Source organism: Actinomyces stomatis (assembly GCF_031292835.1).
Lineage (GTDB): Bacteria > Actinomycetota > Actinomycetes > Actinomycetales > Actinomycetaceae > Actinomyces > Actinomyces stomatis.
On sequence record NZ_JASPEP010000004.1, the window covers coordinates 1 to 21,981 of the forward strand.

Below are 21,981 nucleotides of genomic sequence, written 5' to 3' on the forward strand. Positions count from 1 at the left end.
GCGACAAGGCCGCCCAGGGCCGGGGCGAGCGTGCGCCGCCAGGGCGGGGCGGCGGCCAGGCGTTCCAGGAGCCCGCCGTGGGTGACGCCGTAGAACAGCGACTCGAAGAGCTCCAGGAGCAGCGCCATCGCGATCCCGATGAGACCCGCGGCCACGCCCGCCGCGGCGGCAGCCAGAAGGAACCGGGGTCGTATGAGCGCGCGCACGCCAGGCACCATACCCGGCCCGGCAGTTGAGGTGCGGTCAAGTACGTGGATCGTCGCGGACACACCCTCACCCTCGACGTCGGATGCCTCGGGCACAGTCCGTGAGCCCCATGGTGCGTCCTCGAGACCCTGGGCGGTCTCGAGACCGACAGGCTTCCGCGGCCCGGCCTAGCGGTGGGGCGTCGACTTGCGGCTCGGGCGTCCCAGGAACCAGACGGCTGCAGCCGTCACCAGCGTCTCGGTGACCATGGCGATGACAGACGGAGCGGTGAACCGGCTCCACCCGGTCAGGGTCTCCTCCCGGCTCAGGCAGTCCAGCAGGACGCCGGTGAAATTGCCGCCCACATGCATGCCCAGGGCGAAGGCCAGGGAGTCCAGGCGCAGGATGGACCAGGCGGCCACCAGTCCGAAGAGAAGCTTCTCGGGGACCTCAGCCGCATAGGTGGAGACGGTGGCGTGAGAGGAGATCCAAGTGGGCAGGTGCATGACAACGAAAGCCAGGGCTGTGGTCCACAGGGCGAACCCGCCCCCGAACTGCGCCCGCAGGGGCTCGAGCAGGCAGCGGCGCAGCGAGAACTCCTCGGGGACGGCGTTCATGAGCACGCCGACCCCCAGCGCCATGGCCAGGGCGGACAGCAACCCGGTAGGTGTCACAGGGGCGAGGACGGCTCCCGGGTTGTCGATCGGGTGGTGTGCCACGGCGGACAGAGCGCACAGGCTCGCGCCGACGGCGAAGAGCAACCAGGGACTGCGAGGCCCTGCGGAGCGCAGCAGGTCGCGCCAGCTGCGGCGCCACACGAGGAACCAGATTGCCAGCGCCCCCGGGTGCAGGACGGCGAGGACCTGCCAGGGGCCGCCCACCAGAGCCAGGACGGCGCCGATCGACAGGCCTCCGACGAGCAGGACCAGGGCCGCCCAGGCGCTCCTCCGAGTCCGGGCCGCCTCCGCCCCGGCGGGGGTTCGGGCGGCCACCTCCTGCTACCTCTGATCGCTGGCCGCGTCGTCGACCGCCTCACCGAAGTCGGGCACGTCCTGAAGCGTCAGGGTCCCGATGTCCTGGCTGACCAGGCCCACGGCGGGGCGCAGACCCAGCCACCACTGGTGGCGGGGGCGTCGGTTGTCGCGGTCGAGGTCGTCGTTCATGCGGTCCAACGGCTGGTTGGAGACCTTGCCCCCCACCAGGCCCACGTAGGAGGCCGTCGGCTCGCCGCGCTTGAGGGCGCAGGCCAGCAGCTCCAGGGAGTAGGCGACCAGCTTGGTCGCCATGATTCGGTCGAAGGCCGTGGGGCTGCCGCCCTGCTGCTGGTGGCCCAGGATCGCCTCGCGCACGTCGTAGAGGCCCTTGCCTTCCTCGGCGAAGATGTGGGCCAGGACGTCGGTGGTGTAGTTGACGCTGGCCCGCTCGTTGCGGATCACCAGGTAGAGGCTGCGGCCCGAGCGGAAGGAGCTCACCATCCGCTCGGAGTCGGCGGCCAGGCCCTTGAGCGTGATGCCCTCCTCGTTGAGGTAGACCTTCTCCGCGCCGGTGGCCAGGCCCGACATCAGTGACAGGTAACCGCACTTGCGGCCCATGACCTCGGCGACGAAGCAGCGGTGGGAGGCCGCCGCGGAGAGCTTGATGGAGTCCAGCGCCACCACTGCGTTGTTGAGGGCGGTGTCGGTGCCGATGCTCAGCTCGGAGCCGGGCAGGTTGTTGTCGATGGAGGCCGGCACGCACACGATCGGGATCTGGAAGGCGGGGTAGCGGTCCCGCTCGGTGACCAGGCGGAAGGCGCTCAGGTAGGCGTTGTAGCCGCCGATGACCAGCAGGGCGTCGATCTCATGGAGCTCAATGGCCCGCCCCAGGGCGTAGAGCTGCTCAATGGTGGGCACCTCGCGGCGCGTACCCAGCTGGGCGCCGCCGTCACCGACCCAGCCTTCGACGTCGGCCCACGTCAGCTCGTGCACGTCGCCGTCGAGCAGGCCGGGGAAGCCGCCGTAGACACCCAGCATCGTGAAGTCGTGGTCGATGCCCAGGCGCACGGCCGCGCGCGCCGCCGTGTTCATACCCGGGGCTAGGCCGCCGGCGTGGATGATGGCGACCCGCTTGGGGCGGTCGCTGGACGACGGCGTCGAGCCCGCATCGTTGGCCGGCTCGACGGGAGGCGTGGACATGGTCTCGAACAGCTCGAGCATCTTGCCGAAGCTGGCCCCACGGGCCTGGATCGCCCCGAGGTAGTCGTGGGCGGCCACGAGGTCCTTGACGGCGCGGGTGGCCGCGATCTGCTCCATCATCGGCAGGCGGCGGATGCGGTTGTGGCGCTCGGCGATGATGACCGGCTCGCTGCCCGGCTCCATGGACACCACCTCGCGGGCGGCGGCGCAGCCCAGCAGCGTCGACATCCAGCGGTCGTAGGCGCTGGGGCGGCCACCGCGCTGGACGTGCCCCAGGATGGTGACGCGGGCGGCCTCGCCCAACTTGTCGGCGATGACCTGGCGGACGTCGTCGGCGGTGATGCGGTTGCCCTCGCGGTCGGTGGCGCCCTCGGCGACGATCACCATGGACTCACGGCGCCCGGCCTCCCGGCCCGCCTTGAGCTTGGAGCACATGTCCTCCTCCCAGTCCTTGCCCGGGGGGAGCTCGGGGACCAGGACGTAGTCACAGCCCCCGGCCACGGCCGCCATGAGGGCCAGGTAGCCGCAGTGGCGGCCCATGACCTCCACGACGAAGGTGCGCTGGTGGGAGGCAGCCGTCGAGGAGATGTCGTCGATGGCCTCCAGGATGCGGTGGAGCGCGGAGTCGGTACCGATGGTCATGTCGGCGCCCACCAGGTCGTTGTCGATGCTGCCCACCAGCCCGGTCACCATGAGGACGGGATGGGCGGCGGCCGTCTCGGCGCTGATGTCACCGGCTGCGACGAGCTCCTCGAGCAGGGAGGGCCAGTTCTTGCGGAACTCGTTGGTGCCGGTCAGGGACCCGTCGCCGCCGATGACCACGAGCCGGTCGATACCGTGCTCCAGGAGATTGCGGGCGGCCGCCAGCTGGCCGGCGCGCTCGCGGAACTCGGCCGAGCGGGCGGTGCCGATGATGGTGCCGCCGCGCTGGAGGACGGAGCCCACCGAGTCCCACTCCAGAGGGCGGATCCCATCGCCGCCGGCCACGGCCCCGGCCCAGCCCTCCATGACCGCGTACGGCCTGGCCCCCAGGCGGATGGCGGTGCGCACCACGGCCCGCACGGCCGCGTTCATGCCCTGGGCGTCACCGCCGGAGGTGAGGACCCCGATGCGCAGGGGCTCGCCGTCCAGGCCGAGCAGCGGGCCGGCCGACGAGCCGGTGGGGGAGGGGACGGTGTCTGAGGACATGGCGGCTGGCATGTGGGGTCCTTCCCTGGGATCGCCGGTGGGCCTGGCTCCCGACGTCGGCCGGGAGGGCATCAGCCCTTATTGTTGCTGGTGAGCGCCGCCACGTCATCCGCCTGTGGTCCCAGGATCGGCTTCCACGCGTTCGTCGATCCCCGGTGAGTACATGGATGAGGGGAGTGGTGTGTCCGCTTGCTGTGGGAGCAGGGGCCGTCAGGTTCACGACCCGGGATCTACCCGCCTCGGCGGGCCCGGAACCTGTGGGCCTCGGCGTCGAGGACGCGCTTGCGTCGTCAGCCCCATCGCCTGCCGCTCCAGAGGCCGAGCAGCACCATGGCACCCACCAGTGCGCTCGTCGCCGTCAGTGCGGGCATGACCGTCTCCCTTCTCGAGCTCTCCTCGTGTCAACCCACGATAATTCGCGTGGTGGTGTGCAGCGCAGGATTGGGAACGTACTTCGTGGTCGGGAACTGCGATCTTCCGCAGACGACTGGGGTCTGCCCTCAGTCATCTGGAGGAAAGCGCAGTCCTCGTGGGGAAAGTACGTTCTCGACGGCGCTCATAGGTAAAGGCCTCGTGCTGCGATCCAGTGGCGGTTCGATCGGGGTCTCTTACATGAGCGCCCTGCTAAGTGCCGCCGCGTTGGTCCTCAGATAGTGGACGTCACGCAGATAGACGGTGTCGTGGCCGTCGTCGAGATGGGACTGGAACGCCGCGTCACCCTGCGCCGCCTGCGACCGCATGTAGCTGACCAGATCGAGCAGTCGTTGGCACACGGTCTCGATGAGCTGAGTCCGATTCACCTCCCCGTACTCATCGCAGAACAGCCGCGCCCGCCGAGCCTGCTCGGCCAGAGAACCGAAACCGACCGCGTTTCCTGGTGCGGTGAGTGGGGCGAAACGATAGATTGCGTAGGCGACGTCGCGGAGGCGAGGACCCGGGTGCGCGGTATCGAAGTCAATGATGCCAACCAGCCTGCTCTCGTCGAACACACAGTTGTACGGCGCGAAGTCTCCGTGGCAGATGACCTCGTAGGGCTCAGCTGCCTCCAGCATCCAGCCGTCCACCACCTCAGTCGCCAGGTCGCTGGTCACCTCGTGCAGTGAGCGCAGCGCCCGGGCCGCCGAGATGAGCGCCTCGTCGCTGCGTAGTGCTGCAGGCAGTGGATAACTGCCGGTCCGCCCCTCTACGAACTCGAGGACCTGCCGGTCGTCGTCGGACAGGCCCAGGAAACGTGGGGAGTACCTGAATCCCCTGCGCTCCAGCACAGTGAGCAGCCACTCGACATTGGTACTGCCCTGGCGCCGAGTGCGAAGGACTCTGCCGCCCACCTTGGTGACCTCGGTCGACCCGCCCTGAAGGTCCTCGGGAACCTCGCTCATAACACCTGCCCCCATCCCTCGTCATCCTACGTGGGTGGACGGCGCTCGTGGTCGACGACGGCATGAGCCGGGCCGGGGCAGGCGGTCGATCAAGCAGCGAACCGGTCGATGGCTCGGCCGTGACGGAGGTCCCCGGCGCGCACGTCCCGTCGTGAGACGCGGCGACCACGTTGGGTGAGATGCCGTTGCTTCGCACTCGTGTCCGCCCTCCTGACCGGCCAGCGGGACGTTAGGCTCATCACTGGTGCCTGCCCGGCCGGCTCGCACCCCGCAAGCCATCCACATGCCCCGAGAGGATCAGCTGCATGGATCTGTACGAATACCAGGCCAGGAACCTGTTCCGCCAGCACGGCGTCCCCGTGCTCGACGGCGCCGTGGCCACAACCCCCGAGGAGGCGCGCAGCGCCGCGCAGTCCCTCCTCGACGCGGGAAGCGAGCTGGTGGTCGTCAAGGCCCAGGTCAAGACCGGCGGCCGCGGCAAGGCCGGCGGCGTCAAGCTCGCCCGCACCGTTGAGGAGGCCGAGGCCCGTGCCCGCGACATCCTGGGCATGGACATCAAGGGCCACACAGTGCGCGCCGTCCTCATCTCCGACGGCGTCGACCTCGATGCCGAGTACTACTTCTCCATCCTCCTGGACCGCGCCGAGCGCCAGTACCTGGCGATGTGCTCGCGTGAGGGCGGCATGGACATTGAGACCCTCGCGGCCGAGCGCCCCGAGGCCCTGGCCCGCGTCGGCATCGACCCGCTCGAGGGCATCACCCCCGCCGTCGCCCACCGGATCGTTGAGGCCGCAGGCTTCGAGGCCGGGGTCCTGGCCGACGAGGTCGCCGCCGTCATTGAACGCCTCTGGGAGGTCTTCACTGCCGAGGACGCCACCCTCGTGGAGGTCAACCCCCTGGTCAAGGCCGCCGACGGCCGCATCATCGCCCTGGATGGCAAGGTCACCCTCGACGACAACTCCCGCTTCCGCCACCCCGCCCACGCCGAGCTCGTCGACAACGCCGCCACCGACCCCCTGGAGGCCCGCGCCCGCGAGGCCGGCCTCAACTACGTGCGCCTTGAGGGCGAGGTCGGGGTCCTGGGCAACGGCGCCGGCCTGGTCATGTCCACCCTCGACGTCGTCGCCGGCGCCGGCGAGCGCCACGGCGGCATGAAGCCCGCCAACTTCCTCGACCTGGGAGGCGGGTCATCGGCCGAGGTCATGGCCACCGGCCTGGAGGTCGTCGCCTCCGACCCCCAGGTACGCGCCATCCTCGTCAACGTCTTCGGCGGCATCACCTCCTGCGACACCGTCGCCCAGGGCATCGTGGCCGCCGTCAAGGCCCTGGGCGGGCTGCCCAAGCCCGTCGTCGTGCGCCTGGACGGCAACAACGCCGAGACCGGGCGCTCCATCCTGGCCGACGCCGCCATCGAGGGCGTCACCGTCGTCGACACCATGGACGGGGCCGCCGACGTCGTCACCGCCATCGCCGAGCAGATCAGCGGCCAGTCCGCTGGCAAGGAGGCCTGAGACATGAGCATCTTCCTGACTGAGAACGACCGCGTCATCGTCCAGGGCATGACCGGCTCCGAGGGCCGCAAGCACACCACCCGCATGCTCTCGGCCGGCACGAAGGTCGTCGCGGGCGTCAACCCCCGCAAGGCCGGCACCACCGTCTCCTTCGACGTCACCCCCATCGGCCCCGGAGCCGGCGAGGTCCAGGCCGGAACCGTCGAGGTCCCCGTCTACGGCACCGTCGCCGAGGCCAAGGAGGCCACCGGCGCCGAGGTGAGCGTCGTCTTCGTCCCGCCCGCCTTCGCCAAGGGCGCCGTCGTCGAGGCCGTCGACGCCGGAGTGCGCCTCCTCGTCGTCATCACCGAGGGCATCCCGGTGGCCGACGCCACCTGGATGCGCGCCTACGCGGCCGACCGCGGCGTGCAGATCATCGGTCCCAACTGCCCCGGCATCATCTCCCCGGCCCGCTCCAACGTGGGCATCACCCCGCCCGACATCACCGGCCCCGGCCCCCTGGGACTGGTCTCCAAGTCCGGGACCCTCACCTACCAGCTCATGCACGAGCTGTCCGATCTGGGCTTCACCACCTGCATCGGCATCGGTGGGGACCCGGTGGTCGGCACCACCCACATCGACGCCCTGGCCGCCTTCGAGGCCGACCCCGACACCCGCCTGGTCGTCATGATCGGTGAGATCGGGGGCGATGCCGAGGAGCGCGCCGCCGCGTACATCCGCGAGCACATGACCAAGCCGGTCGTCGCCTACGTCGCCGGCTTCACCGCCCCCGAGGGTCGCACCATGGGCCACGCAGGCGCCATCGTCTCCGGCTCCTCGGGCACCGCCGAGGCCAAGAAGATCGCGCTGGAGGCCGCCGGCGTCCGAGTGGGGCGCACCCCCAGCCAGACCGCTGAGATCGCTCGCGAGCTCTACCGCCGGCTGGCCGGAGAGGTGAGCGCTTGAGCCTGGCGCGGCAGCGAGCCGTCAGCCTGACGTCCTGGGCCCTGTGGTCCTTGCGCGTAGGGGTCGAGTCGGTTGGCCTGGTCTGGCTGGTGGTGGTGCTGGCGACGGTCGCCGTGTCCAAGGCGGCCTCCGGCCTCAACGCCGCGGCCATCCTGAGCGCCGGTGACGCTCTGCACGCCGGGACCGCCCTGTGGAGCCTCGGCTTTGGGGGGACGGTTGCCCTGTCCCCCGAGGACGACGGCCTGCTCAGTCTGCCACTGCTGGGGCTCACCCTGGTGCAGGCGGGCTGGACCTGGTTCTGCGTACGGCGAGCCCGCCCCTCCCGGCCGGCGGCCGGGGCGGCCATCGTCGCCGCCGCGACCATCGTTGCGGTCCTGGCCTGCCTCACCGGTCCCGCTGGACTGGACACCTGGCCCGCCGTCATCGGCATTTCCCTGCTCACCGGCGTCATCGTGGCCATCCAGCTCCTGCGCGCCGGCCATGACTGGCCGCCCCTGACCCGATGGTGGGGCCGCCGTCCCCATTGGCTGGGGCCGTCCCTGTCACTGGCCTACGGGGCCACGCGGGCCCTGAGTCTGCTGAGCCTGCTGGTAGTGGTCGTGGCCGTCCTCAACGGTGCCGGCCGGGTCTCGGTCCTGCACGACTCCCTGGCCAGGGACGGCTTCGTCGCGATGGCCGGTCTGATCCTGCTTCAGGCCGGCTGGGTGCCGACCATGGTCATCTGGGCCTGCTCCTGGCTCATCGGCGCGGGCTTCAGTGTGGGCACGGGCACCGTCTTCGCTCCTGACCGCGTGGTGGCCGGCCCCGTCCCGCGCCTGCCACTGCTGGGGCTGGTGCCGTCGGAGCCGCTGAGCAGCGTAGGCCTGTGGCTGCCGCTGGTGGTGACGGCCGGCGCCATGGTGGCCGCCTGGCGGCGTCGTGCGGTGCTCAACGCCCTGCGGGTGCGCTACGCCCTCAGCGCCGCCGGTCTGGCCGCCCTCCTCGTGGCCGGCGGCGTGGGCCTGTTGTGCCTGGCCGCCTCCGGTTCCGTGGGGCCGGACCGGATGACCGCCGTCGGCCCGCTGGTCCTCTACACCGTCATCCTCGTCTTCGTCGAGGTCGGTGTCGGACTGGCCGCCATGGCCGTCCTGGCCCACCCCTACACGCGCACCTGGGCCAGGAACACCCTGCCCGAGTCGATCCTGCCGGCGGCCTACCGGCGGCCCGATGCGCACGAGGACACCGCTGACGAGGAGGACGGCGAGGCGTAGAGCCCGTGTTGTGGGTCAGTGCGCCGTCGTACCCGCGCTGCTCAGGGCGTTGACGGCCGTATCCACACCCTCGACGAGCTCGGGCGTCACCGCCAGGAGTGCCGTCCCGGCCCGGTAGGTCATCCCGGGAATGGGGGTGTAGAGGACATTCGCCTCCAGGAGCGCCCGCCCCTCCTTAAGAGCCTGCCACAGCCCGGGATTCTCCCGGAAGAACCGCGTGACGCGCTCATCGGAGGCCAGGTGCTCCAGGACGTTGTCGGCCGACTTGTGCGCCACGCGCCCCGGCAGCCTGCGGGGAGGAATGTCGGTCTCGTCGTCGTCATCGATGGTGGGGGCGGCCCCCTGGTACTCCATGACGACCAGCTGGTTCCCGCTGGGGGAGAGCGCCAGGGCGTGGACGGGGCTGTCCACCGGCCGCTGGTCGATGGCCTCACCCCGGAACTCGTCAGTGATCCGGAACCCCTCCAGAATGGCGAACTGCTCGCCGTTCCCGGTGTTGAGTCGGCGCGTCAGGCCCAGGATCTCGGCCTGCTGCTCCGCCACTGAGGCGGCCAGGTCTCGCATCTGGCCGACGACCTGGGAGTCGGCCCCGGAGTCGGCCAGATCAGCGACGGTCTCATCGATTCGGCCAGGCTCAAGGGCATCGATACCGACGACACCCAGAGACTCGGCGAGCTCACGAAGACGTGCGATATCGGCTTCAACCGCCACCTGTCGCTTGGTGCGCGCCGTGAACAGCGCCTGGCTCTCGGAGAAGGTCTCGGCGCCCCGGATCCGCCGGTTGACGGAGAGCTCGGCAGCCAGGTCAGTACCGCCCCCGGCGGGACTCGCGCTCAGGGCCGAGCGCGGCATGTAGGTCATCGCGAAGTCCAGCAGGGCCAGGCACGTCTGCCCCGGCGTGCGCGTGAGCAGGTGACTGACGAGGCTGCTCGACGACGGCGCGGTGCTGATACGGCGCCCCGGCGCCCCCAGCGTCAGGACGAGGGAGAGGCTCATGGACACCGTGGCCAGCGCCCCGATCGCGTAGAGGAGCCCCTGGGTGCCACTCAGCCCGCTCCACCACTGGGAGAACAGGCGCGGCAGGGCTGAGAGGAACAGGTCGTCATCGGTCTCCTTGAGCTCGGGGGCGAGCTGCCAGACGGTGCGCACCTCGTACATGCAGCACAGGAGGAACAGCACGACGCTGACCACCAGGATTCCCAGGCGGAAGCCCTGGCGGGCATTCGGCTCAGCGCCCGGCGTCGTGGCCTCCATGGCATCGGCGCGCACGCCGCGCACCTGCTCGGCGGTGGCCCGCCCCGCTCGCATGGCGTAGAGACGTCCCTGGCGCAGGTCCCCGTAGGCGCCCCAGGTGACGGCCAAGTCGCCCCAGGTGAAGTTCGCCAGGGCCACCACCGAGACGATGAGAGCGCGCACGAACGGCGGCGCTTCGGTGAGGTTGGGGTAGCGGGGAGCCGGCGCCCCGGCCACCGTCCAGCCGTGCACGCCCGCGTAGGCGCGGCGGTGAGCGTCCAGGAGCAGGCAGGCTGCCATGAGGATGACGGACAGAGGGATGGCACTCAGGCCTCCGCCGTTGACCCGCCACAGGAACATGAGCAGCGCCGGGAAGCCGCCGCCGGAGTCGCTCTGGCCGAGCTGCTGGGCGATCCTGGCGATGTAGGTGGCGTGGTCACTCACCGACTGCAGAATGACCACCGCCGGGAGAATCCAGGCCACGATCCGCAGCCACACGAGGTTCTTGGCACCTTCGAAGGCCGGAGAGTCCTTGAGGCGCCACAACGTGATCGCAAGTGCCACCGCCATCGTGATGTTCGCGGTGCTCACCTGGTTGCTGACCGCCAGGACGTTGCTGTTCTCCTGGGTCATCGACCCCGAGGTCCACGGGTTGAAGGAGAAGGGCAGACGCCCGTTGCCCAGGACCGAGGAGAGCAGGCTGCTCTCCTCCAGGGCCCGGATGCCGTCATTGAGAGCCGTCAGGCCCGCACCGGCGGCGAAGCCGAGCAGGGCCCAGTCGGAGGCCGCCAGACGGCGCATCCGACCCGGTGCCAGGAAGACCACGAGCACCAGAGGCACCAGCGGGCTGAGAACCTCCAGGGCGATGGTCAGCGCGATGCTCATTCCGTTGCCCATGACGGACAGCCCTGCGCGGGTGCGCACCGAACTCATGATCATAGCGACGACGAGTGACCACGCGGCACCGACGCCGTACATGAGGAGGACCGAGCGCCAGCTGATGGTTCGTGTGCGCGCCAGGAGAGCCACCACCATGAGGCACACGGCCATGAAGGCCGCCGGAACGGCGGCATAGGCCAACCGCGGCACCATCACCAGAGCGGCGATGAGCAACGGGATCATGAGGGCGTAGGCTCCGCGCACCACCAGGTTCAGAGCGCTGGATAACGCCGGGTGGCGGCTCCACCAGCGCCGGTAGGCGGAGGCGGCCTCCTGCCACCGCTCAGGGGGAGTTCCCCGATATACCGGTGTTGCTGCGATATTGATGGGCGCAGTCATGTTGCGGACTGTATGCCGTATCTAAAGCCGCTTGCAAGGAAACTGGCCAATCGGTTGGGCGGTTCGCCGGAAGCGACATGGCAAATCTCAGGTCAGGGAGGCGCGGTGCGCCCTCCCAGTGGCGTCGCGGCCGCCACCCGATAGGATATGAGCGGCTACGACTGGCGAGGGTGGGGCACCACCGGGGAGTGGCCGAGGCCGTCCACGAACGGGGCGTCGCCCGCCTGGGCGTCCCGCTTCCTCACGCCGCACCAGGAGCATCATGTCCCCCTCGTCCCAGTCCTCGCAGTCCACGAATCAGGCAGTCCCCACCGCTCACGTCCCCACCGAGGGCCTCGTCAGCCCCGACCGCGTCCCCGTGCGCCGCGCCCTCGTCTCCGTCTACGACAAGACCGGCCTCGTCCCGCTCGCCCGCGCCCTGGCCGACGCCGGCGTCGAGATCGTGTCCACCGGCTCCACCGCCGCCACCATCGCCGCCGCGGGCCTGGCCGTCACCCCGGTGGAAGAGGTCACCGGCTTCCCCGAGTGCCTCGAGGGTCGGGTCAAGACCCTCCACCCGGCCGTCCACGCCGGCATCCTCGCCGACCGCCGCAAGCCCGACCACCTCGACCAGCTGGGCACCCTGGGCGTGACGCCCATCGACCTCGTCATCGTCAACCTCTACCCCTTCACCGACACCGTCGCCTCCGGCGCCCCCTTCGACGCCTGTGTCGAGCAGATCGACATCGGTGGCCCCACCATGGTGCGCGCCGCCGCCAAGAACCACCCCGCCGTCGCCGTGGTCACCAGCCCCAACCGGTACGACGACGTCGCGGCCGCCGTGCGGGAAGGCGGCTTCACCCTGACCGACCGCCGCCGCCTGGCCGCCGAGGCCTTCGCCCACACCGCCGCCTACGACGCCGCCGTCTCAACCTGGATGGCCGGCCAGATCGAGACCGACGGCATCGCGGACACCGCCGATGCCGCCGAGTCCGAGGCGAGCAGGTCGGCCGCGCCGCCGGCCTACGTCGGCGTCGGCTACGAGCGCCTGGCGAGCCTGCGCTACGGGGAGAACCCCCATCAGCGGGCCGCCGTCTACCGCACCGCCGGGGCGAGCGGGGGAGTGGCCGGCGCCCGCCAGCTCCACGGCAAGGCCATGAGCTACAACAACTACACCGACACCGACGCCGCCGTGCGCGCCGCCTATGACCACGGCCAGGCCGTCACGGTCGCCGTCGTCAAGCATGCCAACCCCTGCGGCATCGCCGTCTCGGCCGCCGGTGACGTCGCCGAGGCCCACCGCAAGGCCCACGCCTGCGACCCGGTCTCGGCGTACGGCGGCGTCATCGCCACCAACTCGGTCGTCACCGCTGAGATGGCCCATCAGGTCAAACCGATCTTCACCGAGGTCGTCGCCGCCCCCGCCTTCGACGACGAGGCCGTGGAGATCTTGTCCACCAAGAAGAACCTCCGCCTGCTCGTCGTCGAGCCCCCCGAGCGCGATGGCTACGAGATCAAGCAGGTCACGGGAGGCGCCGTCATCCAGGAGCGCGACGTGCTCAGCGCCGACGGCGACGACCCCTCAACCTGGACCCTGGCCGCGGGGCCGGCCGCCGACGACGCGCTCCTGGCCGATCTCGCCTTCGCCTGGCGCTCGGTGCGCGCGGTGCGCTCCAACGCGGTCCTCCTGGCCCACGATGGCGCCACCGTCGGCGTGGGAATGGGACAGGTCAACCGCGTCGACTCCTGCAAGCTGGCCGTCGAGCGCGCCAACACCCTGGGGACCCGATCCACTGGTGACGCCGCACTCGAAGGCCCGCAGCAGGAGAAGGGCGCCGTCGGAGGGGCCGACGCAGCCGAGGTCCTGGCGGACGCGGCCGCCGCGCCGCAGCGCGCTCGCGGGGCCGTGGCCGCCTCCGACGCCTTCTTCCCCTTCGCCGACGGCCTCCAGGTCCTCATCGACGCCGGGGTTCGCGCCGTCGTCCAGCCCGGAGGCTCCATCCGTGACCAGGAGGTCATTGATGCCGCCCAGGCCGCCGGCGTCACCATGTACCTCACCGGCACCCGCCACTTCTCCCACTGAGCCGGCTTCGCCGCCTCGTGCCCGACTCCTCACGCCGGGCAGGAGGCCGGCATGCGAGCCGGAGAGAGGGCATGGACCCGCTCCCCACGCGCCGATAGGCTCCTGTCCGTGACTCATGACCCGCATCCCCAGCAGGCCGAGCACAAGGAGCCCTACCGCACCATCTGTGTTGTCCTCGTGGCCCTCGGCCTGGCAGCTGTTCCTGCCATCGCGCTGCTGGGGCACCGCCGTATCGCCGTCCTGTGGGCGGCCGCCGGGATCCTGTCGCTGGCCATCGTCCGGCTCCAGCGCCCCGACGGCACCTGGCTGGCGGCGCGCAGCCGCCTGTTCGACGTCGGTCTCGGCATCGGCCTGGCCGCCGTCCTGCTCCTCCTATCGCCTTACGTCAACCTGCCGCGCATCCAGTGAGCGGGGAGTAGGTCGCGTATCGTTGAGTTCTCCCGGCGAGGCTGCGCGTTACCTTCTGTGATCTGTGCCCTGGGAGTGCTCATTCCTCGGTCCGGTGCGGCGTCGTGACCGAGCGGTATGGCACGCTGGCCTCAGTCAAGACGTCTTGTCACCTCGTTTCACACCCTGAAGGTCCCTCTATGTCAAGCAATCCCTCAGCCTCGCCCTCGCTGGCCCATCGCCTCAGCCATAGCATCCTGACCTGGGTCATTGGTGCGATCCTGTTGGCCCTGCTCGTGGGCTCGGTCCGCTTCAGGGGCCACGCGATCATTCCCAAGCCCGTCGGCAATGTCTTCGCGACCTTCTCCGACCTGTTCAGTCAGTTCCTCAGCTTCTCCATCCCGCTCATCATCATCGGTCTGGTGACCCCCGCCATCGCCGATCTGGGACGCGGGGCCGGCAAGTGGCTCGGAGTCACGACGGCTCTGGCCTACACCTCCACCCTCTTCGCCGGCTTCCTCACCTTCCTGGTGTGCGCCGCCACCTTCCCACGGCTGCTCGCAGGGACCTCTCTGGCTGATGTCGCCAAGCCAGAGGGGGCTCTGAGCAGCTACTTCACGGTGGAGATGCCGCCGGCCGTCGAGGTCATGACCGCCCTGCTGCTGTCCTTCGTCCTGGGGATCGGCCTGTCCATGGTGCCCCGGGGCGTGCTGCGCAAGGGCTTCATCGAGTTCCGGGCCATCATCACCCGTCTCATCGAGCGGATCATCATCCCTCTGCTGCCTCTTCACATCTTCGGCATCTTCCTCAACCTCACCTACACCGGGGCGGCCGGGGCAGTGATGAAGGCGCTCCTGCGGGTCGTCGTCGTGGTCCTCATCCTCGAGGTCGTCATCCTGGGCATCCAGTTCATCACCGCGGGGATCATCGGTCGCCGCAACCCGCTCAAGGCGCTGCTCACCATGGTCCCGGCCTACCTGACGGCTCTGGGCACCTCCTCGTCCGCGGCCACGATCCCGGTCACCCTGCGTCAGACGAAGAAGAACGGCGTCTCCGACGCGGTGGCCTCCTTCACCATCCCGCTGTGCGCCACGATCCACCTGGCGGGGTCGACCTCGAAGATCTTCTCCTTCGCCTTCGCGATCGTCCTCACCCAGGGCCTGCACGTGAGCACCGCCCAGTGGATCGGCTTCATCTTCATGCTCGGCATCACGATGGTGGCCGCACCGGGCGTGCCCGGGGGCGCCATCATGGCGGCCACCGGTCTGCTGTCCTCCATGCTCGGCTTCAACGACCAGCAGGTGGCCCTCATGATCGCCACCTACATCGCCCTGGACTCCTTCGGCACCGCCACGAACGTCACCGGTGACGGCGCCATCGCCATCATCGTGGATCGCATGGCCGGTGGCTCCGTCAACGACGAGGGCGACCCGGAGAACGTTCGCGAGCTCTCCTTCGACGGCATGGCCTACCTCCACGCCGTCAGTGTCGAAGGGGTTGTCAGCCCCGAGGAGCTCGAGGCCTCGGCCGCAGCCACCCGCTCCGGCGAGTAGATCGCAGGCAACCTGATCGGGCGCCGGGAGTCACAGTGACTCCCGGCGCCCGATCAGCGTTTCGGACTGAACCCGACTGAACCCGACTGAATCAGCCTGGACCAGCTGGCATCTCTCAGTGACTGCGGCCGGTCAGCGTGCGCAGCGGTCCGGGCTCGGCCAGGAGCTTGGCCGGCGGCCCCGTCTGCACGACCACCCCCGCGTCCATGACGACGACGTGGTCGGCCTGCTCGGACCACTGCAAACGGTGAGTGATCTCGATGATCGTCGCCTGGGGAAGATAGGTGCGCACCCCGATGCGCACCCGCTCGTCCAACTCAGGATCCAGGTGGGAGGTGAACTCATCGAGGATGAGCACCCCGGGGCGGGCCAGGAGCGCACGCGCCAGTGCCAGGCGCTGTCGCTGGCCACCTGACAGGGACTGGCCGCGCTCGCCCACGAGAGTGTGGTAGCCGTCCTCGAGGGCCTCGATGTCCTCGTCGATGCAGGCGGCTCGGCACGCCCGGCGCACCTGGGCATCGCTGGCCGACGGCGCCGCCAGGCGCACATTGTCCGCAATAGTGGCCCGCATGAGGTGGACCCGCTGATCCACCATGCCGATCTCCTGATAGAGGCTGACGGCACGCAGATCGGTCACGTCCTGGCCGTCGATGAGAATGCGGCCCGAGTCCGGCTCATCGAAGCGCACCGCCAGCTGGGTCAGTGTGGACTTGCCCGACCCTGAGGCCCCCACAATGCAGGTCCACCTTCCGGCCCTGGCTCTGACGCTGGCGCCGCGGACGGCCTGGGCGGCAGTGTTGGGGTAGGAGTAGGTCACGTCCTGCCACAGGACCTCGTGGGAGATGCCGGCGGTCAGCTCCTGATCGCCGTCGTGCACCTCCACGGGCGCGTTGACGACCTCCCACACTCTCTCTGCTGAGGCGAAGGAGGCATTGAGCGCACTCGAGAACTCATCGACGCCGCGCACGGTGTCGGACAGCCGCAGCACCGCGGCGGCCGCGGCAGCCAGGAGGGGGACACCTGCGCTGGAGCCGGTCGCGGGCACCATCGCGCCCACGGTGACGACGGTGATCGGTGCGGTCAGCCCCGCCAGCTGGTTGAGGCCTCGTCTCACGGAGGCCCATTGGCCGCTTGGTCTGGCGGCACCTGCGATCTCGGCGTCGATCCTGGCCATCTCATCCAGACGCTCCTGGCTGCGCCCGTACCCGACGACCTCGCTCATGCCCTGAACGGTGTCGGTCACGTGCTGGGTGAGATCCGCCCGCGCCGCCGAGACCGAGCGGGAGGCATCGGCGGAGGCGGCGAACCCCAGGCGGGGCACGATGAGCAGCTGGGCCACCACGAAGGGGAGCGCCGCCAGGGCCACCAACCAGGACACCCGCAGACCGATGACCGTGAGCACCGTGATCGGGACGATGACGGCGGAGGCCGCCGGAGCAAAAGTGTGGGCGAAGAAGACCTCGATCCGGTCCACGTCCTTGGTGGCCCGTGACAGGAGGTCGCCCGAGCGCGACGTCGCAGTGACCCTGGGGGAGCGGGGGATGAGGGAGCGGAAGATCTGACCGCGCAGCAGCTCGAGCGCCTTGAAGGCCACCAGGTGGCCGAGGAACTGCTCGGCGTAGCGCAGGGCCGCCTTGAGCAGGGACAGCCCCGCCATGACGGCCAGTACCGGCCAGATGGCGGACACCGGTGCGTCAGTCGTTATCGCCAGACCCGCCCGGGCCACGGCGTAGGCCCCCAGGGAGAACAGGGCCACTCCGCACAGCAGGTCGATGATGCGGCACAGGGTGGAGCCCAGCAGCGGTGAGAGCACTGGGCGGGTGACCTGAAGCAGCCACCGCACCAGCTGCGCACGCGAAGGAGGCGCCTGCGTGGAGGCGGCCCGACCGGCCCCGCTGCGCTGCCCCGAGCTGCCGGCTGCCCGCGAGCGGGGCGCTGATGAGCGCCCCGTCTGCTTCGATCGGATCATGTCCGCTCCTCCTGGTGATCACCGTCGGTGGCCTTGGAGGAGGGGGCGTCGGCCTCGTGGGCGTTGGGTTCAGCGGCTTCCTCGCGGGGTGCCGCGCCGGCACAACCGGGTGCCCCGGCTCCGCCCGCCTCATGGACCGCCCCGGCCTCGACCTTCACGGTCCGGTCCGCTGCTGTCAGCGCCCCGACGCGGTGCGAGATGGTGACGACGGTGCGGCCCTGGGCCAGCTGTTCAATGGACTCGACGATGGCCGCTTCGCTGGCCAGGTCCACCTGACTGGTGGGCTCATCCAGGAGCAGCACGGGGCGGTCGGCCAGGAAGGCGCGTGCCAGGGACAGGCGCTGGGCCTGACCGCCCGACAGTCCCAGCCCGGCCTCACCCACCTGTGTCTCCAGCCCCTCGGGCATGAGTGCCACCTCCTTGTCGAGGCGGGCCACCTCCAGGGCGTGCCACATCTGTGACGGCGTCGCGTAGGGCTGGGCCAGGCGCAGGTTGTCGGCGATCGTCCCGGTGAACAGCCAGGTCGTCTGCGCCACCAGTGCGGAGGCGGAGCGTACCTCGTCCTGCGTGGCGGCACTCAGCTCGGTGCCCTCGACCCGCACGGACCCGCCGCTGGGCAGCAGGTTCCCGGCGAGCAGCGCCATGAGCGTCGACTTTCCCGCTCCCGAGGGGCCGACTACTGCCAGGCTCTCGCCACGCCGCACGCTCAGGTTCACGCCCTCCAGCACGGGATCCGCCTCCCAGGTGGCTTCGACGTCGTCGAGCACGATGGATGTCTGCGCGGTCGCAGCGGGCGAGGTCCTGGCTCCGGGAGTCGCGGTGGAGCGGGGCTGAGGGCGCGACAGAATCCCGCGGATGGCGCGCTGATTGGCCATCCCGCCCATGCCCACGTAGAAGAAGGCGCCCACGTGGTCCAGCGGCTCAAGGAGCACGTAGGAGGTCAGGACGATCGCCAAGGCGTCACCGACGTCGATGACACCGGTCGACAGACGCATCAGGGCCAGACCTGCGGCCACGGTGATGAGGAAGAGCGAGAACAGGCCGTCGGTGAGCAGGATGACGAGCTGGTTGCCCGCCAGCAGCCCCATGACGGCGCGCCGGTTCGTCTCCCCCTCCAGGCGCAGGCGCGCGCTGGTGCGTTCCGCGGCCCGGGCCAGGGTGAGGGTCCGCAGTCCCTGGATCGCGTCGAGGTACTCGGCGGCCAGGCGCATACGAGCCCGTCGGGAGTCCGACGACGAGGCCCGCAGCCGTGAGTGGCACCAGGCGATGAAGGCCGGTACCACGATGACGGCCGCCGCCAGGACCAGGGCGGGAACGACGTCGACGAAGGCGGCCAGCTCGATGAGCACCAGCAGAGGAGCCGCTGCGGCCGCCAGCGTCGGGGCCAGGAAGGTCTGCCGGTAGAGAGCCACGCGCTCGGCACCGTCGGTCAACAGGGAGGCGGTCGCACCGCTGCGGACGTCAGCGGCGCGCGCCGGACCCAGCCCCAGCAGGTGAGCCAGGGTGAGCCGGCGCAGGTGCGCCTCCTCAGTGAACGCACTGAAGCGGGCGACCCGCTGAGCCGCCAGCTGGCAGGCGGCGCTCACGGTGGCCGCGGCCAGAGCCTGGGCGAGCAGGCCCACTGTCGATGAGGAGCTCAACAGGGCGCCCAGCGCACGTCCGGTGGAGATGAGGCACCACCCGGACCCCAGGGCACCCAGGAGCGTCAGACCGAATGAGAGGGCGCCTGCGCGGCGCCCGGCGGGCGAGGAGACGACAGGGCGGGGCGGGGAACCGCGGCGCAGTGGCGCAAGAATGGGCGCGGGGGATCGGCGTGAGCTCATCACGGTCCTGGAGGCGAGAAACGGGCTGGGGAGGCCCCCAGCGTATCGATCAAGACGGGCTGTTGTCAGGGGCGGTGAGTATCTCGCTGAGATCACGGGCTACCAGGAGGAATCCCACCTCCGCTGCTCAAGGGAGTGGTGAGAGTCACGAAATGTAGCGGACTGGTGTGTTCACCTGCGCGAACGTCATAGCGTTGTCCTGCCGGGCTGCCGCCTGCGGCCCGCGACGACACACGTCTCGAAGGAGTCCTCGATGGCAAACGCTCCCGTCAACATCACCGTCACCGGTGCTGCCGGCAACATCGGCTACGCCCTGCTGTTCCGCATCGCCTCCGGCGCCCTTCTCGGCCCGGACCAGCGTGTCAACCTCCGCCTGCTGGAGATCCCGCCGGCCGTCAAGGCCGCTGAGGGGACCGCTATGGAGCTGTTCGACTCCGCCTTCTCGACCCTGGGCAGCGTCGACATCTTCGATGACGCCAAGGCTGCCTTCGAGGGCGCCAACATCGCCTTCCTCGTCGGCTCCATGCCCCGCAAGGCCGGCATGGAGCGCGCCGACCTGCTCTCCGCCAACGGCGGCATCTTCGGTCCCCAGGGCGAGGCCCTCAACGCCGGCGCCGCCGAGGACATCAAGGTGCTCGTCGTGGGCAACCCCGCCAACACCAACGCCCTCATCGCGGCCTCGCACGCTCCCGATATCCCCTCCTCGCGCTTCACGGCCATGACCCGCCTGGATCACAACCGCGCCCTGGCTCAGCTGGCCACCAAGGCCGGCTGCCACGTCACCGACATCGACAAGGTCACCGTCTGGGGCAACCACTCCTCCACCCAGTACCCCGACCTCACCCAGGCCACCGTCAAGGGCGCCCCCATCACCGACATCCTGGCCGACCGGGCCTGGGTCGAGAACGACTTCATCCCGACCGTCGCCAAGCGCGGCGCCGCCATCATCGACGCGCGCGGCGCCTCCTCGGCGGCCTCGGCCGCCTCGGCCGCCATCGACCACGTGCACGACTGGGTGCTGGGCACCTCCGGGTCCTGGACCTCCTCCTCGATCATGTCCGACGGATCCTACGGCGTGCCCGAGGGCATCATCTCCTCCTTCCCCTGCACCTCGGAGAACGGTGAGTGGAAGATCGTCCAGGGTCTCGAGATCGACGACTTCTCCCGCGGCAAGATCGACGCCTCGGCAGCCGAGCTCGTCGAGGAGAAGAACACGGTGGCCTCCATGGGGCTCATCTGAGTCCCTCGAACCGTCCGGCTCGGCGTCCGGGCTCGGCCTGAGCTGCCACTCGGGTCCGACCCGCTCGTGGTACGGACCACCTTGGGTGTGGAGCCGTGCGGTCCCTCCCGTTCCTGCCCGGGTCCTCGCCGCTCATTCGAGCGGCGAGGACCTTTTTCATGCCTGTGGTGGATGGGGCGGCGGACGGATTGTTGGCATTGCTGGTATAGACCTGTGGTTGATGACCAGTATAATGATTGTTTGCGCAATGTATGTTTGAGTTTCGCTCAGTTTAGGTCTACTCTCCTGGCGAGTTCAGATGACTAGACAACATCTGATCTCCCCGCCCGCGGCAACGGTGCCGTGGTCATGAGACACCGTCGTTTCTAAGGAGCAGTCCCATGCGTCCCACCCACTACCTCTCCCGCCGTGCCGTGCTGGCGGGTCTGGGAACCACTGCAGTCGCCGCCACCCTGGCCGCCTGCGCGACCTCCGGCAGCTCCGGCTCGAAGTCCGCTGGAGCCGCCGGTGAGGGGGACGCCAGCGAGGTCGACGTCGTCACCTGGTGGTCGGCGGGCTCGGAGAAGCTCGGCCTGGACGCCCTGGTCAAGGTCTTCAACCAGCAGTTCCCCAAGACGAAGTTCGAGAACAAGGCCGTCTCCGGCGGCGCCGGCAGCCAGGCCAAGCAGAAGCTCGCCGCGGACCTGGCCGCCAAGAACCCGCCGGACACCTACCAGGCCCACGCCGGCGCCGAGATCAAGGACCACATCGAGGCCGGCTACCTGCTGGACGTCTCCAGCCTCTACGAGGAGTTCAAGCTCAACGAGGCATTCCCGGCCACCCTCATGGACCGCCTCAAGGACTCCGACGGCAAGATCTACTCGGTGCCCTCCAACATCCACCGGGCCAACGTCGTGTGGGCCTCGGTGCCCGCGCTCAAGGCCGCCGGGCTCGACCCGACCAAGCCCGCTACCACCATCGACGCCTGGATCGCCGACATGGAGAAGGTCAAGGCCGCCGGCCTGACGCCCATCACCATGGGCATGGCCTGGACCCAGCTCGAGCTGCTCGAGACCATCCTCATCGCCGACCTGGGCGTGGACGCCTACAACGGGCTCTTCGCAGGCAAGACCGACTGGAGCGGTGCCGAGGTCACCAAGGCGCTGGGACACTACAAGACCATCGTGGGGTACACCGACTCCTCCCTCTACACCGAGGACTGGGAGCCCGCCATGAAGCCCATCATGGACGGCAAGGCCGCCTTCAACGTCATGGGCGACTGGGCGGTGGCCGGCTTCGACGCCGCCGGCAAGAAGGCCGGTCAGGACTACGTCTACTTCCCGGTCCCGGGCACCGACGGCGTCTTCGACTTCCTGGCCGACTCCTTCACCCTGCCCGACGGTGCCAAGCACCCCGGTGGAGCCAAGAACTGGCTCAACGCCATCTCCTCCAAGGACGGTCAGATCGCCTTCAACACGGTGAAGGGATCCATCCCCGCCCGCACCGACCTCACCGACGAGGAGAAGGGCAAGTTCTCCGAGTACCAGCGCTCAGCCATGGAGTCCTTCGCCAAGGACAAGATCGTCTCCTCCATCGCTCACGGCGCGGCCCTGCCCTCCAAGGCCACCAACGCGATGAACGACGCCCTGACCAAGTTCGCCCAGGGCGCCTCCGACGTCACCGCCCTGCAGGCCGACCTCAAGGCCGCTGCCGCCTCCTGACCGGTTCCCCGGGCGGGGCGGACCGGAGCGGACGCACGGTCCGCCCCGCCCGGGACCGACCTCTCGCCGATCATCCGGCCGGCGGTCATCACTACGACAGACG

At 69.8% G+C, this 21,981-nt stretch carries 14 protein-coding genes, 1 pseudogene and 1 riboswitch; of the genes and pseudogenes, 8 read left to right on the forward strand and 7 right to left on the reverse strand.

Annotated elements, in window-relative coordinates; all coding sequences use genetic code 11:
• From RIV12_RS03685 to RIV12_RS03700, 4 genes and pseudogenes are all read right to left on the reverse strand, one after another.
• Positions 1–206: pseudogene (locus RIV12_RS03685) on the reverse strand (chloride channel protein); the annotation flags it as partial.
• A 168-nt stretch (positions 207–374) separates the two neighbouring features.
• The gene (locus tag RIV12_RS03690) at positions 375–1,178 is read right to left on the reverse strand and encodes a CPBP family intramembrane glutamic endopeptidase (RefSeq protein ID WP_309322198.1); all 804 of its coding nucleotides are present in this window, start codon (positions 1,176–1,178) and stop codon (positions 375–377) included.
• 6 nt (positions 1,179–1,184) lie between these two features.
• Complete coding sequence (locus tag RIV12_RS03695) at positions 1,185–3,560, reverse strand: 6-phosphofructokinase (RefSeq protein ID WP_309322200.1); 2,376 nt, start codon at positions 3,558–3,560, stop codon at positions 1,185–1,187.
• Between the two features lie 596 nt (positions 3,561–4,156).
• On the reverse strand, positions 4,157–4,927 hold the full coding sequence (locus RIV12_RS03700; RefSeq protein ID WP_309322202.1) for a phosphotransferase: 771 nt from the start codon (positions 4,925–4,927) through the stop codon (positions 4,157–4,159).
• Positions 4,928–5,232: 305 nt separating this feature from the next.
• Between RIV12_RS03700 and sucC the strand changes: the two genes are divergently transcribed.
• The 3 genes from sucC to RIV12_RS03715 are packed head-to-tail and all read left to right on the forward strand — an operon-like array spanning position 5,233 to position 8,633.
• Positions 5,233–6,438: an ADP-forming succinate--CoA ligase subunit beta gene (sucC, locus tag RIV12_RS03705; protein WP_075418548.1), complete on the forward strand. Its 1,206-nt coding sequence runs from the start codon at positions 5,233–5,235 to the stop codon at positions 6,436–6,438.
• A 3-nt stretch (positions 6,439–6,441) separates the two neighbouring features.
• The gene (sucD, locus tag RIV12_RS03710) at positions 6,442–7,383 is read left to right on the forward strand and encodes a succinate--CoA ligase subunit alpha (protein WP_075418547.1); all 942 of its coding nucleotides are present in this window, start codon (positions 6,442–6,444) and stop codon (positions 7,381–7,383) included.
• Complete coding sequence (locus RIV12_RS03715; RefSeq protein ID WP_309322204.1) at positions 7,380–8,633, forward strand: cell division protein PerM; 1,254 nt, start codon at positions 7,380–7,382, stop codon at positions 8,631–8,633. The genes sucD and RIV12_RS03715 overlap by 4 nt, the downstream gene beginning before the upstream one ends.
• A gap of 15 nt (positions 8,634–8,648) precedes the next feature.
• Here the strand turns inward: RIV12_RS03715 and RIV12_RS03720 are convergent, their stop codons facing one another.
• Positions 8,649–11,144: a hypothetical protein gene (locus RIV12_RS03720; RefSeq protein ID WP_309322206.1), complete on the reverse strand. Its 2,496-nt coding sequence runs from the start codon at positions 11,142–11,144 to the stop codon at positions 8,649–8,651.
• Between the two features lie 147 nt (positions 11,145–11,291).
• Positions 11,292–11,381: riboswitch (ZMP/ZTP riboswitch) on the forward strand.
• Between the two features lie 25 nt (positions 11,382–11,406).
• Here RIV12_RS03720 and purH point away from each other — a divergent pair.
• The 3 genes from purH to RIV12_RS03735 all read left to right on the forward strand — a co-directional run bounded on the left by purH (position 11,407) and on the right by RIV12_RS03735 (position 15,146).
• Positions 11,407–13,206 carry a bifunctional phosphoribosylaminoimidazolecarboxamide formyltransferase/IMP cyclohydrolase gene (purH, locus tag RIV12_RS03725; RefSeq protein WP_309322208.1) on the forward strand — a complete coding sequence of 600 codons (1,800 nt, stop codon included), beginning with the start codon at positions 11,407–11,409 and terminating at the stop codon, positions 13,204–13,206.
• Positions 13,207–13,314: 108 nt separating this feature from the next.
• Positions 13,315–13,614: a DUF3017 domain-containing protein gene (locus RIV12_RS03730; protein ID WP_309322467.1), complete on the forward strand. Its 300-nt coding sequence runs from the start codon at positions 13,315–13,317 to the stop codon at positions 13,612–13,614.
• Positions 13,615–13,793: 179 nt separating this feature from the next.
• Positions 13,794–15,146 carry a dicarboxylate/amino acid:cation symporter gene (locus RIV12_RS03735; RefSeq protein ID WP_075418542.1) on the forward strand — a complete coding sequence of 451 codons (1,353 nt, stop codon included), beginning with the start codon at positions 13,794–13,796 and terminating at the stop codon, positions 15,144–15,146.
• A gap of 115 nt (positions 15,147–15,261) precedes the next feature.
• On the opposite strand, the gene RIV12_RS03740 is transcribed toward RIV12_RS03735, so the two are convergent.
• Together RIV12_RS03740 and RIV12_RS03745 are read right to left on the reverse strand one after the other, a co-directional pair.
• Positions 15,262–17,115, reverse strand: a complete 1,854-nt coding sequence (locus RIV12_RS03740; RefSeq protein ID WP_309322210.1) for an amino acid ABC transporter ATP-binding/permease protein — start codon at positions 17,113–17,115, stop codon at positions 15,262–15,264.
• Entirely contained in the window at positions 17,112–18,938 is a 1,827-nt protein-coding gene (locus RIV12_RS03745) for an ABC transporter ATP-binding protein/permease (RefSeq protein ID WP_309322212.1), read from the reverse strand. Before RIV12_RS03745 ends, RIV12_RS03740 begins: the two co-directional genes overlap by 4 nt.
• Before the next feature lie 253 nt (positions 18,939–19,191).
• Between RIV12_RS03745 and RIV12_RS03750 the strand changes: the two genes are divergently transcribed.
• The gene (locus RIV12_RS03750; protein WP_075418539.1) at positions 19,192–20,178 is read left to right on the forward strand and encodes a malate dehydrogenase; all 987 of its coding nucleotides are present in this window, start codon (positions 19,192–19,194) and stop codon (positions 20,176–20,178) included.
• 380 nt (positions 20,179–20,558) lie between these two features.
• Positions 20,559–21,878 (forward strand): ABC transporter substrate-binding protein, encoded by a 1,320-nt coding sequence (locus tag RIV12_RS03755; RefSeq protein ID WP_309322214.1) that lies wholly within the window; start codon positions 20,559–20,561, stop codon positions 21,876–21,878.
• The last annotated feature ends 103 nt before the right edge of the window (positions 21,879–21,981 follow it).

Bases quoted from the DNA above. Each gene is read 5' to 3' on its own strand.
- RIV12_RS03720 (WP_309322206.1), bottom strand. From the start codon at position 11,144: ATGACTGCGCCCATCAATATCGCAGCAACACCGGTATATCGGGGAACT.
- RIV12_RS03755 (WP_309322214.1), top strand. From the start codon at position 20,559: ATGCGTCCCACCCACTACCTCTCCCGCCGTGCCGTGCTGGCGGGTCTG.
- RIV12_RS03740 (WP_309322210.1), bottom strand. From the start codon at position 17,115: ATGATCCGATCGAAGCAGACGGGGCGCTCATCAGCGCCCCGCTCGCGG.
- RIV12_RS03750 (WP_075418539.1), top strand. From the start codon at position 19,192: ATGGCAAACGCTCCCGTCAACATCACCGTCACCGGTGCTGCCGGCAAC.
- RIV12_RS03735 (WP_075418542.1), top strand. From the start codon at position 13,794: ATGTCAAGCAATCCCTCAGCCTCGCCCTCGCTGGCCCATCGCCTCAGC.
- RIV12_RS03695 (WP_309322200.1), bottom strand. From the start codon at position 3,560: ATGCCAGCCGCCATGTCCTCAGACACCGTCCCCTCCCCCACCGGCTCG.
- RIV12_RS03700 (WP_309322202.1), bottom strand. From the start codon at position 4,927: ATGAGCGAGGTTCCCGAGGACCTTCAGGGCGGGTCGACCGAGGTCACC.
- sucD (WP_075418547.1), top strand. From the start codon at position 6,442: ATGAGCATCTTCCTGACTGAGAACGACCGCGTCATCGTCCAGGGCATG.
- sucC (WP_075418548.1), top strand. From the start codon at position 5,233: ATGGATCTGTACGAATACCAGGCCAGGAACCTGTTCCGCCAGCACGGC.
- RIV12_RS03745 (WP_309322212.1), bottom strand. From the start codon at position 18,938: ATGAGCTCACGCCGATCCCCCGCGCCCATTCTTGCGCCACTGCGCCGC.
- purH (WP_309322208.1), top strand. From the start codon at position 11,407: ATGTCCCCCTCGTCCCAGTCCTCGCAGTCCACGAATCAGGCAGTCCCC.